Origin of the sequence: Pseudomonas sp. FFUP_PS_473, from assembly GCF_002858665.1 — a bacterium.
Taxonomy (GTDB): Bacteria; Pseudomonadota; Gammaproteobacteria; order Pseudomonadales; family Pseudomonadaceae; genus Aquipseudomonas; species Aquipseudomonas defluvii.
Window position 1 is genome coordinate 18823 of sequence record NZ_PJQQ01000051.1, and the last position, 10872, is coordinate 29694.

The following is a 10872-nucleotide window of genomic DNA, read 5'->3' on the forward strand; positions in this document are numbered from 1 at the left end:
AGTCAGGGTAGGGCGGGCGTTGGCCCGCTGGCCCGGCATCAGGATGCCTGGGTCTTGCCCTGAGGGTTGTCGTCGGTCTGGACGGTCATGTTCGCTGCAGAGGGCAGGTTGCGGGCGAACACGCCGCGGTACAGGGCGGCACCAAGGCTTGCCCCTATGATCGGCGCAATTACCGGGATCAGAAAATAGGGCACCTCACGGCCACCGGTGAAGGCGATTGGTCCCCAGCCCGTAAGGTAGGTCATCAGTTTAGGCCCGAAATCGCGTGCGGGGTTCATCGCAAAACCGGTCAGCGGGCCCATCGCGCTGCCGATCACTGCGATCAGCAGGCCGATCAGTACGGGTGCCAGCGCGCCGCGTGGCAAGCCGTTGTTGTCGTCAGTAAGGGCCATGATCACCGCCATCAGGATGGCGGTAATGATCACCTCAACCAGGAAAGCCTGGCCGGTAGAGAGCGCCGGGTGCGGATAGGTCGAGAACACGGCGGCCAGCTCAAGGCTGCCTTGGGTGCCGCGCAGCATCTGATGGGTTTGTTCGTAATCGAAGAACAGCGTGCTGTAGAGCGTGTACACCAGCGCAGCGCCGCAGAAAGCACCGGCGATCTGGGCGACGATGTAGAACGCCAGTTTGTGTTTTTCAAAACCTGCGAACAGGCACAGGGCAATGCTGACCGCAGGGTTGAGGTGAGCGCCGGAGATGCCGGCGGTCAGGTAGATCGCCATGCTCACGCCAATGCCCCAGATGATGCTGATCTCCCACAATCCGAAGCTGGCGCCGGCGACCTTGAGCGCTGCAACGCATCCCGTGCCAAAAAATATGAACAAGGCTGTTCCCAGGAACTCGGCCATGCACTGGCTGGAAAGTGTCGGTTGTTGCTGGGCAATGGTCATTCGTTACCTCGGTTCTTGTTGTTGTGAGGCGCTTTGGCGCTCGACATGCTCCGGCAGAAATTCCCCAATTTCTGCTGGAAGGGGCTTTGGGGGTGTTGGCTTATATTCAAAATCGAAAAAATATAGACAAGAAACGCTTATGTCAAAGGTCGAAAGTGAACGGCCATTCACAATCTGACTATTGGTTTGCAGGATGGTGCTGGACGCTGCAAGGGCTGTGCTTGGACGTGATGTAGCCCCCTGTGTAGCTGCTCTGTGGGTTTTGTCCTAAAGTAGCCGACGAAATTTGTCTTTACGGCCTGCCAGGAGTCCGCATGACCCCCGCTCTCGATCTATTGAAAAAGGTTCGTGCCGAACATCGCGTACACAGTTACGAACATGACCCCAAAGCGGCTTCTTATGGGCTGGAGGCTGCGGAGAAGTTGGGGCTGGAGCCCGCGCGGGTGTTCAAGACGCTATTGGCCTGCAGTGAAAAGGGCGAGTTGCTGGTGGCGGTGGTGCCGGTGGCAGGTTCCCTGGACCTCAAGGCCCTGGCCCATGCTGCCGGGGTGAAGAAGTGCGAGATGGCCGACCCCGCGGCCGCTCAGCGTGCCACGGGTTATCTGTTGGGGGGCATCAGCCCGCTGGGGCAGAAGAAGCGCTTGCGCACGTTCATTGATCAGTCTGCACAGCCGCTGCCGACGATTTTTGTCAGTGCCGGGCGGCGTGGCCTTGAGGTTGAGTTGGCGGCTGACGTATTGGCGACCCACACGCAGGCAAGCTTTGCCGAGATCGCCCGCGACTGATAGCTGCTGTGTGGATCGATAAGGCGTGTGGGGCGGGCAAGCCCGCCCCTGGCTATCAAGCGGCCGGGCTGTAACGACGCACGCCGTTGTCGCCTGGCTGGAGTTGTGCGGCAACGCTGCCGGGTGCCGGAAACAGCACCAAGTGGTCTGCCGCAACCACGATACCGACTTCGCTGCCAGGCAAATGGTCGATGTGGCTGGGGAATATCGCTTCGAGCTGGCTGCCGGTTGCCAGTTGCAGGCGATACAGCGTGGACGCGCCGAGGAAGCTCTTGCCGACAATGCGAGCCTTGAGCTCGCTGTCAGGTGCATAGACGATATCGTCTGGCCGCAGCAGTACATCCACTGCGCTGCCAATGGCCATGGTGTAGGCGCGATTTCCGCAGAGCTCGCCGAGTTCGGTCTGTACGGACTCCGGGCTGGTCAGTTGACCGCGAATGAAGTAGCCCTGGCCAATGAAGCTGGCCACGAAGGGGGTCAGGGGCTCATGGTACAGGTTGTAGGGCGTATCCCACTGTTCCAGTCGACCTTCCTTGAACACACCGACATGGTCGCTGACCGCAAAGGCTTCTTCCTGATCGTGGGTAACCAGGATCGCGCTGGTACCACGGCTCTTTAGAATGTCACGCACTTCATGGCTGAGGCGTCGACGCAGTTCGACATCAAGGTTCGAAAACGGCTCGTCAAGCAGCAGCAGTTGTGGCTCGGGCGCCAAGGCGCGGGCCAGTGCAACCCGTTGCTGTTGGCCACCAGAAAGCTCATGAGGGTAGCGTTGGCCAAGGCCACCGAGCTTGACCAGCTCGAGCATTTCCTCGACCACGTGTTGCTGTTGTGGGTGTTTGCCAATGCCGAATGCAATGTTCTGCGCCACGGTGAGGTGAGGGAACAGTGCATAGTCCTGGAACACCATGCCGATTCGGCGCTTTTCTGGTGCGAGGGTGAACCCTGCTTTGGAGATGACTTCGCCTGCCAGCTGTATCTCGCCCTCATGCACGGGCTCAAAGCCGGCGATGGCGCGTAGCGTGGTGGTTTTTCCGCACCCGGAAGAGCCGAGCAAACAACCGATATCGCCGGCGTTCAGGTGCAGGTTGAGGTTCTGGACAACGCGCTGGCCTTGGTACCCACAGGCCAGGTTGCGAAGGTTGAGCAGTAAAGGTTGACTCATGCGTGGTGGTAAGCCGGTTCAACAAGGAATTCAAGAAGCGCCTTCTGTGCGTGCAGACGGTTTTCCGCCTGGTCCCAAGCGACCGAGCGTGGGTCGTCGAGAAGGTCCATGCTGATTTCCTCGCCGCGGTGAGCAGGCAGGCAATGCATGAACAACACATCGGGGGCAGCGAGGTCGAGCAGCTCGCGCGTTACCTGGTAAGGTGCGAACGTCTTCAGACGCCGTGCAGTTTCCTCCTCCTGCCCCATGGAAGTCCAGACATCGGTGCTCACCAGATGGGCGCCCCGCACAGCCTCTTTCGGATCGCGGACGATCGTGACGCGGTCGCCGGCCTGGGCGACGAATTGAGGATTCGGCTCGTAGTCTTCCGGGCAGGCGATGCGCAATTGGAAGTCGAACTGGATGGCGGCTTCTATATAGCTGTTGCACATGTTGTTGCCGTCGCCGATCCAGGCCACGGTTTTGCCCTGGATCGAGCCGCGGTGTTCGAGGAATGTCTGCATGTCGGCCAGCAGTTGGCAAGGGTGCAGGTCATCGGACAGGCCGTTGATCACCGGTACCCGCGAGTTGGCGGCGAACTCGGTCAGCGTGCTGTGGGCGAAGGTACGGATCATCACCGCATCCAGCATGCGCGACATGACGATGGCGCAGTCGCTGATCGGCTCACCGCGACCCAGCTGGGTGTCGCGCGGCGAGAGGAAGATGGCTTGGCCGCCGAGCTGGATCATGCCAGCCTCGAATGACAGGCGGGTGCGGGTCGAAGACTTCTCGAAGATCATCCCCAGTACGCGGTTCTTCAGGGGTTCGAACAACACGCCTCGGTTACGCAGGTCCTTCAGCTCGATGCCACGACGGAGCACACCGAGCAGTTCGTCGGGGGTGCAGTCCATCAGGGAGAGAAAGTGCCTTGCGTTCATCATTGACTACCTTTTTGCAACAGACCGCAGATCATCTAAAGCCGGTTTTTGGAAAAACGGGTGAGACCTGCGGCGAAAGCCGCACGTGGCGACGAAATTAGGGGGAGACGCAATACTATAATTAAATGTCGCGTCTTACCAAGAGGGGCTGCAACATCGGCACTGCCGAATCTGCGATAACCCAATGGGGAACAGCTTTTTTGTGTACGCCACAAGGTTTTACACTGCCTGCCAGCGGCTTGGCAAACGCTGCTCACGCTGTTGAGTGCATCACCGCACCGGCTACGTGCTCATTCGCATATCCGGCGCAAGGTATCTGCTCACTCAAGCGTGGCCCTCCGGACGGCTCCAGTTGCGCTAAATTTGCCCCTGGACGGTGGGCTAAGGGGGATGTTGGCAAGGCCGCGCGCCACGCTCGGCTTTCCGATACAATGCGTCACCGTGCCGACAACCGCGTCGGAAAGTTCAGCCGAGGTGCTCCATGGATATCATCGAAACAATCAAAGAGCAGATTGCCAACAACACCATTCTGCTTTACATGAAAGGCTCGCCCAATGCCCCGCAGTGCGGCTTCTCCGCCAAAGCGGCGCAAGCTGTAATGGGTTGCGGCGAGAAGTTCGCTTACGTGGACATCCTGCAAAACCCGGAAATTCGCGCCAACCTGCCGAAGTACGCCAACTGGCCAACCTTCCCACAATTGTGGGTGGCCGGTGAGCTGGTCGGCGGCAGTGACATCATGACCGAGATGTTTGCCAACGGCGAACTGCAGACGCTGATCAAGGAAGCGGCTGCCAAGGCCAAGGCTGCCGAAGCCTGATTCTTGTCAGCTAACAAAAAGCCCCGCATTGCGGGGCTTTTTGTTAGCTGCGAGAAAGACGGGCTTACTCGCCCATCTGCGACTGCAGGTAGTTTTCCAGGCCGACCTTGTCGATCAGGCTCAGTTGGGTTTCCAGCCAGTCGATGTGCTCTTCCTCGGCTTCGAGGATGTCTTCCAGCAGCTCGCGGCTACCGAAGTCGCCAACCGTTTCGCAGTGGGCAATCGCGGCCTTGAGATCGGCTAGACCTGTCTGCTCGATTTTCAGGTCGCACTGGAGCATTTCCTTGGTGTGCTCACCAATGAACAGTTTGCCAAGGTCCTGCACGTTCGGGATGCCTTCGAGGAACAGAATCCGCTTGATCAGTTTGTCAGCGTGTTTCATTTCATCGATGGATTCTTTGTACTCGTGCTTGCCGAGCTTATCCAGGCCCCAGTCTTCATACATACGGGCATGCAGGAAGTATTGGTTGATTGCGACCAGCTCGTTTCCGAGGATCTTGTTGAGATGCTGGATGACGCTAACGTCGCCTTTCATGATGGGGTCCTGCCCTGTAGGTGAGCTCAATAGCCCTGAGTGTGAGCCGGGCAACTTTTGCTGTCAAACCTAAGTTCTTGAATAATAAATAGAAACTAATAGGAATAAGAATGTTTTTGTTCCGCGTCTTAGTCCTAAGCACTTGAATTGCAGGCATAAAAAAACCGGACGCTGGGTCCGGTTCTTGGAAAGTCTGAATTATGCTGCAGTAAATTCTACCGGATAAGGCAGTGCAGCCTGGCTCACTTGCAGCTCGGTCAGGGTTTCGCGTACGACTTGTTTAGCCAGGCAGGCGCATTTGCCGCACTGAGTGCCCACATTGGTCGCTTCGCGTACGTCACGGTAGCTACAGCAGCCGTCGTAGATTGCATCGCGGATCTGTCCGTCGGTAACACCAACACAAAGACACACATACATAGAGGAGACCATCGTGGCTAAAGGCTCAATGCGGAGGATCTTAATGTTAATGAGAATGCTTGTCAAAGCACTTTGTTGAGTGATCCCGTTCGCCGCGACGGACGGCAGCCTGGTCAGTGACCGCCCTTAAATTCGGCGGTACACGTTGGGCGGTGTATGATGGTCAGTCCATGCGATGCCAGGTGGGCCATGTGCCCTGCTGTGCATACCATTCCACTACATCAGGAGATATCGAATGAGCGTGCTCGTAGGCAAAAAAGCCCCGGATTTCACGGTTCCAGCCGTACTCGGCAATGGCGAGATCGTCGACAGCTTCAACCTGGCTTCGGCCATCAAGGGCAAGTACGGCCTGGTGTTCTTCTACCCACTGGACTTCACTTTCGTCTGCCCGTCCGAGCTGATCGCCCTGGACCACCGTATTCCTGACTTCCAGGCGCGTAACGTCGAAGTCATCGGTGTTTCGATCGACTCGCATTTCACCCACAATGCCTGGCGTAATACCCCCGTCAACAACGGCGGTATCGGCCCGGTCAAATACACCCTGGCCGCTGACATCTCCCACGAGATCTGCAAGGCCTATGACGTTGAGTCCGAAGGTGGCGTAGCCTTCCGTGGCGCGTTCCTGATCGACACCAACGGTGTGGTCCGTTCGCAAATCGTCAACGACCTGCCGCTGGGCCGTAACATGGACGAGCTGCTGCGTCTGGTCGACGCCCTGCAATTCCACGAAGAGCACGGCGAAGTCTGCCCTGCCAACTGGAAAAAAGGCGACAAGGGCATGACCGCTTCGCCAGAAGGCGTTGCTGCTTACCTGAGCGAGAATGCTGGCAAGCTGTAAGCACCACGCATAAAAAAACCGGCCCCAGTGGCCGGTTTTTTTATGCGTGGCTGTCGACTTCAGTCGTCGAAGTCTTGCCAGCCGCCCATTTGTTTCCAGCGGTTGACGATACCGCAGAACAGCTCGGCGGTTTTTTCGGTGTCATAGCGAGCCGAATGTGCTTCACGTCCGTCAAAGTCGATGTCGGCACTTTGACAGGCCCTGGCCAGTACGGTCTGGCCATAGGCCAGGCCCGCCAGGGTAGCCGTGTCGAAGCTGGAGAACGGATGAAACGGGTTGCGCTTCATATCGTTCCGGGCTACCGCGGCATTGAGGAAGCCCAGGTCGAAACTGCTGTTGTGGCCGACCAGAATTGCCCGCTTGCAGCCATTGGCCTTCAAGGCCTTGCGCACACCACGGAAAATGTCGGTTAGCGCGGCCTCCTCGCTAACAGCCATGCGTAGCGGATGGTCCAGCTTGATGCCGGTGAACTCCAGTGCGGCCTGTTCAATATTGGCGCCTTCAAACGGTTCGACACGGAAGAAATAGGTGTGCTCGGGGAACAGGAAACCTTTCTCATCCATGCCGATGGTCACGGCGGCAATTTCCAGCAAGGCGTCGGTTGCGCAGTTGAAACCGCCCGTCTCGACATCCACTACTACTGGCAGGTAACCACGAAAGCGTTCGGCCATCGGGTGACGCGGGCCGCCGCTATGACCTTCCTGGTCGAGGTCGAAGTGATCATCACTCACGCATTTGTCTCCAGCAGGCGCCAGCGCAGTTGTTCACCGGCGCGCAGCGGTACCACGGTGTGCTCGCCGAATGGCAGGCTATCCGGGGCGGTCCAGCTTTCGCGGACCAGGGTAATAGTGTCGGTATTGGCCGGCAGGCCGTAGAACGCAGGGCCATGCAGGCTGGCGAAACCTTCGAGTTTGTCCAGCGCATTGCGCTGCTCGAATGCTTCGGCATACAGCTCGATAGCGGCGTAGGCGGTGTAGCAGCCGGCACAACCGCAGGCGGCTTCCTTGGCGTGACGGGCATGCGGCGCCGAGTCGGTGCCCAGGAAGAACTTGCTGTTGCCGCTGGTAGCGGCATCGAGCAGGGCGACCTGGTGCGTATTGCGCTTGAGGATAGGCAGGCAGTAGTAGTGCGGGCGAATGCCACCGACCAGCATGTGGTTGCGGTTGTACAGCAGGTGCTGAGCAGTAATGGTTGCCCCGACGTTGGCCGGTGCTTCTGTCACGAACTGCACGGCATCGGCCGTTGTAATGTGTTCGAAGACCACTTTAAGCGTCGGGAAACGCTCGACTACGCGGCGCATGTGTTCGTCGATGAACTGCTTCTCGCGGTCGAAGACGTCGACCTCGCTACGCGTTACTTCACCGTGTACCAGTAGCGGCATGCCGACTTCAGCCATGGACTCGAGCACCGGGAAGATGTTGTCGATGCTGGTGACACCCGAGTCCGAGTTGGTGGTCGCACCCGCTGGATAAAGCTTGGCGGCGTGGACGAAACCGCTGGCTTTGGCCGCGCGGATTTCCTCGGGTTGGGTACGGTCGGTGAGGTACAGGACCATCAACGGCTCGAAGCGGCTACCAGCCGGACGGGCCGCGAGGATACGCTCGCGATAGGCGCCGGCTTCGGCGGCGTTGCGCACTGGTGGTACCAGGTTTGGCATGATGATCGCGCGGGCAAAGGTGCGCGCCACATCGCCAACGGTGTGGGGCAGGACGGCACCATCACGAAGATGGATATGCCAGTCGTCAGGACGCAGGAGGGTCAGGCGGTCGGACATTGGGGATTCCAGGCGGGTCGAACTCAAGGTGAATGCTACCGGAAAAGCCGGGGCCGAGCACTCGCTATCAAGTTTTGCCAGGGCCTACCGATACCTTGCAGGTATGCCGTGAAAAATTTGTGGAGCCGCCCGTGCGCCAGCATTATCTAGCCCTGCTCAGCATGTTTGCCAGCCTGCCTGCCATGGCACTTACTTTCCAGACGCGTCTGGAAAGCGTCGAGTGGAAGGTCGAGGGTGATCAGTTCGAGTGCCGATTGATCCAGCCGATTGCCAATTTCGGCTCCGGTGAGTTCGTGCGTCGCGCGGGCGAACAGCCGACCTTCCAGTTGCGTTCGAACAGCAATGTACTGGGGACAGGTTCGGCAACCTTGCTGGCCGCCGCCGCGCCGTGGCAGCCCGGGCGTGGCGATATCAACCTGGGCACTGTGCGCATGGCCCGTAACGGTGTGCTGTTCAACAGCACGCAAGGCCAGGCCAGCCGTTTGATCAATGGCTTGCTGGACGGCCGCAGTACCGTGGTCCGCAATTATGCGGGTGAGGCGGGGCGGGCGATGGAAGTGCGCGTGTTGCCGGTCAAGTTTGGCCAGGCCTACGGTGACTACCAGGTCTGTGCGGCCAAGTTGTTGCCGATGAACTACGACCAGGTGCGTCAGACCCGGGTCGACTTCCCGGGTGGCGGTATCGACCTGGATGCCAATGCCCAAGCGCGACTGGACATCATCCTCGACTTCCTCAAGGCTGATCCTACGGTCAATCATATTGAGCTTGATGGCCACTCGGACAACAGTGGCAATCGCCTGACCAACCGTGACCTGTCACGTCGGCGTGCGCTGGCCGTCATGGATTATCTTAAAAGCCACGGTATTGCAGAAGAGCAGATCACGCTGCGTTTCCATGGTGAGCGGTATCCACTTGCACCGAACAACAGCCCGGCCAACCGCTCGCGCAATCGCCGCGTGAACATTCAGTTGGACCGTGTGGCGCCCGTTGAAAAGCCGGTAGAAGCCGCCAGCGAAAAGCCGCTTGGCAAGGCACCTGATGCGGCGTCGACAGCACCGGGCCAAGTGCCTGCAGCCAACACCTCTGTTGCCAAGCCGGCCGTTAAGTCCTGAGGTTGAGGGGCGACCGTCCGTCGCGCCCTCGACCGTTCCTGTCGCTTTGTCGTCACAAGCTGTCGCCCCACTGTAAATGTTGCGGTAAGACCGGTAGAATCATCGGTTTTCCGTACAACCCCGTGGAGTGATGGCATGGCGGACGTAAAAAAGGTCGTACTGGCGTATTCCGGCGGCCTTGATACTTCGGTAATTCTCAAGTGGCTGCAAGATACCTATAACTGCGAAGTGGTGACCTTCACCGCCGACCTGGGGCAGGGCGAGGAGGTCGAACCGGCCCGCGCCAAGGCTCAGGCCATGGGTGTCAAAGAGATCTACATCGACGACCTGCGCGAAGAGTTTGTGCGTGACTTCGTGTTCCCGATGTTCCGCGCCAACACCGTTTACGAAGGTGAGTACCTGCTGGGTACCTCCATCGCTCGTCCGCTGATTGCCAAGCGTCTGATCGAAATCGCCAACGAAACCGGCGCCGATGCCATTTCTCATGGCGCGACCGGCAAGGGCAACGACCAGGTACGTTTCGAGCTGGGTGCCTACGCGCTCAAGCCAGGCGTGAAGGTTATTGCGCCATGGCGCGAGTGGGACCTGCTCTCGCGTGAAAAGCTGATGGACTATGCCGAGAAGCACGCGATTCCAATCGAGCGTCACGGCAAGAAGAAGTCGCCGTACTCGATGGACGCCAACCTGCTGCATATCTCCTATGAGGGCGGTGTGCTTGAGGATACCTGGACCGAGCACGAAGAAGACATGTGGCGTTGGACCAAGTCGCCGGAAAACGCGCCGGACGTACCGACCTACATCGAACTGACCTACCGCAACGGTGACATCGTTGCTATCGACGGCGTGGAAATGACCCCCGCTACCGTGCTGGCAACCCTCAACCGCATCGGCGGCGAGAACGGCATCGGGCGTCTGGATATCGTCGAAAACCGCTATGTCGGCATGAAGTCTCGTGGGTGCTACGAAACCCCGGGCGGCACCATCATGCTGCGTGCACACCGCGCCATCGAGTCGATCACCCTCGACCGTGAAGTCGCTCACTTGAAAGATGAGCTGATGCCGAAGTACGCCAGCCTGATCTACACCGGTTACTGGTGGAGCCCAGAGCGTCTGATGCTGCAGCAAATGATCGACGCTTCGCAGGTGAACGTGAACGGTGTTGTACGTCTGAAGCTGTACAAGGGCAACGTGATCGTGACAGGTCGCAAGTCTGATGACTCGCTGTTCGACGCCAACATTGCTACCTTCGAGGAAGATGGCGGTGCTTACAACCAGGCCGATGCAGCGGGCTTCATCAAGCTGAACGCCTTGCGCATGCGCATTGCCGCAAACAAGGGGCGTTCGCTGATTTAAGCATTCTCCTCGTTTGAAAAAAACCCGGCCTTGGCCGGGTTTTTTTATTCATCGTTTTTATTACTGTGGGTCTGTGCATGGCCATGCCTTATGGGGTGTGGAGGACATGGGTTTATTGGTAATCGTCGTTTGAATACCAGCATCCATATTGTAAAAAACCAACGACTCTCCACTTCCGTTACTGGGTGAAAGGGCGGCCTCAAGGAGCAAGTGCAACAGCTAGTTAAAAAATCGGAGCGCGCTAATTCCGAAATTGAACGAGATGCCGC

At 58.5% G+C, this 10872-nt stretch carries 12 protein-coding genes; 5 read left to right on the forward strand and 7 right to left on the reverse strand.

The genetic code is table 11. The annotated features are described in order from the left end of the window. Window positions 1-38 precede the first annotated feature (38 nt). Entirely contained in the window at window positions 39-890 is an 852-nt protein-coding gene (locus CYD26_RS23140) for an MIP/aquaporin family protein (RefSeq protein ID WP_102053775.1), read from the reverse strand. Window positions 891-1204: 314 nt separating this feature from the next. Here CYD26_RS23140 and ybaK point away from each other — a divergent pair, with 314 nt between their 5' ends. Continuing rightward, on the forward strand, window positions 1205-1675 hold the full coding sequence (gene ybaK, locus CYD26_RS23145; protein WP_065759322.1) for a Cys-tRNA(Pro) deacylase: 471 nt from the start codon (window positions 1205-1207) through the stop codon (window positions 1673-1675). A gap of 55 nt (window positions 1676-1730) precedes the next feature. On the opposite strand, the gene CYD26_RS23150 is transcribed toward ybaK, so the two are convergent. Together CYD26_RS23150 and argF are read right to left on the reverse strand one after the other, a co-directional pair. Beyond that, a complete protein-coding gene (locus CYD26_RS23150; protein WP_099775618.1) occupies window positions 1731-2840 on the reverse strand; it encodes an ABC transporter ATP-binding protein in 1110 nt (369 codons plus the stop codon). Then, window positions 2837-3757 (reverse strand): ornithine carbamoyltransferase, encoded by a 921-nt coding sequence (gene argF / locus CYD26_RS23155; RefSeq protein WP_065759320.1) that lies wholly within the window; start codon window positions 3755-3757, stop codon window positions 2837-2839. The genes CYD26_RS23150 and argF overlap by 4 nt, the downstream gene beginning before the upstream one ends. Before the next feature lie 481 nt (window positions 3758-4238). On the opposite strand from argF, the gene grxD reads away from it, so the two are divergent. Continuing rightward, complete coding sequence (gene grxD, locus CYD26_RS23160) at window positions 4239-4574, forward strand: Grx4 family monothiol glutaredoxin (RefSeq protein WP_065759319.1); 336 nt, start codon at window positions 4239-4241, stop codon at window positions 4572-4574. Window positions 4575-4638: 64 nt separating this feature from the next. On the opposite strand, the gene bfr is transcribed toward grxD, so the two are convergent. Both bfr and CYD26_RS23170 read right to left on the reverse strand, forming a co-directional pair. Next, window positions 4639-5109, reverse strand: coding sequence for a bacterioferritin (gene bfr, locus CYD26_RS23165; protein WP_065759318.1), 471 nt, complete (start codon window positions 5107-5109; stop codon window positions 4639-4641). Between the two features lie 198 nt (window positions 5110-5307). Further along, window positions 5308-5526: a bacterioferritin-associated ferredoxin gene (locus CYD26_RS23170; protein WP_065759317.1), complete on the reverse strand. Its 219-nt coding sequence runs from the start codon at window positions 5524-5526 to the stop codon at window positions 5308-5310. A gap of 235 nt (window positions 5527-5761) precedes the next feature. On the opposite strand from CYD26_RS23170, the gene CYD26_RS23175 reads away from it, so the two are divergent. Then, a complete protein-coding gene (locus CYD26_RS23175; protein ID WP_065759316.1) occupies window positions 5762-6364 on the forward strand; it encodes a peroxiredoxin in 603 nt (200 codons plus the stop codon). Between the two features lie 59 nt (window positions 6365-6423). Here CYD26_RS23175 and rnt read toward each other — a convergent pair whose 3' ends face one another. Together rnt and pyrC are read right to left on the reverse strand one after the other, a co-directional pair. Continuing rightward, a complete protein-coding gene (rnt, locus tag CYD26_RS23180) occupies window positions 6424-7095 on the reverse strand; it encodes a ribonuclease T (protein ID WP_099775617.1) in 672 nt (223 codons plus the stop codon). Beyond that, the gene (pyrC, locus tag CYD26_RS23185) at window positions 7092-8138 is read right to left on the reverse strand and encodes a dihydroorotase (RefSeq protein WP_102053776.1); all 1047 of its coding nucleotides are present in this window, start codon (window positions 8136-8138) and stop codon (window positions 7092-7094) included. Before pyrC ends, rnt begins: the two co-directional genes overlap by 4 nt. A gap of 131 nt (window positions 8139-8269) precedes the next feature. Here pyrC and CYD26_RS23190 point away from each other — a divergent pair, with 131 nt between their 5' ends. Both CYD26_RS23190 and CYD26_RS23195 read left to right on the forward strand, forming a co-directional pair. After that, window positions 8270-9250 carry an OmpA family protein gene (locus tag CYD26_RS23190; protein ID WP_102053777.1) on the forward strand — a complete coding sequence of 327 codons (981 nt, stop codon included), beginning with the start codon at window positions 8270-8272 and terminating at the stop codon, window positions 9248-9250. 135 nt (window positions 9251-9385) lie between these two features. Further along, a complete protein-coding gene (locus CYD26_RS23195; protein WP_065761933.1) occupies window positions 9386-10603 on the forward strand; it encodes an argininosuccinate synthase in 1218 nt (405 codons plus the stop codon). Window positions 10604-10872: the final 269 nt, after the last annotated feature.

Excerpts from the sequence above, each read along its gene's own strand:
- ybaK (WP_065759322.1), top strand. The coding sequence starts at position 1,205 with ATGACCCCCGCTCTCGATCTATTGAAAAAGGTTCGTGCCGAACATCGC.
- CYD26_RS23150 (WP_099775618.1), bottom strand. The coding sequence starts at position 2,840 with ATGAGTCAACCTTTACTGCTCAACCTTCGCAACCTGGCCTGTGGGTAC.
- CYD26_RS23140 (WP_102053775.1), bottom strand. The coding sequence starts at position 890 with ATGACCATTGCCCAGCAACAACCGACACTTTCCAGCCAGTGCATGGCC.
- argF (WP_065759320.1), bottom strand. The coding sequence starts at position 3,757 with ATGAACGCAAGGCACTTTCTCTCCCTGATGGACTGCACCCCCGACGAA.
- pyrC (WP_102053776.1), bottom strand. The coding sequence starts at position 8,138 with ATGTCCGACCGCCTGACCCTCCTGCGTCCTGACGACTGGCATATCCAT.
- CYD26_RS23170 (WP_065759317.1), bottom strand. The coding sequence starts at position 5,526 with ATGTATGTGTGTCTTTGTGTTGGTGTTACCGACGGACAGATCCGCGAT.
- bfr (WP_065759318.1), bottom strand. The coding sequence starts at position 5,109 with ATGAAAGGCGACGTTAGCGTCATCCAGCATCTCAACAAGATCCTCGGA.
- CYD26_RS23175 (WP_065759316.1), top strand. The coding sequence starts at position 5,762 with ATGAGCGTGCTCGTAGGCAAAAAAGCCCCGGATTTCACGGTTCCAGCC.
- grxD (WP_065759319.1), top strand. The coding sequence starts at position 4,239 with ATGGATATCATCGAAACAATCAAAGAGCAGATTGCCAACAACACCATT.
- CYD26_RS23195 (WP_065761933.1), top strand. The coding sequence starts at position 9,386 with ATGGCGGACGTAAAAAAGGTCGTACTGGCGTATTCCGGCGGCCTTGAT.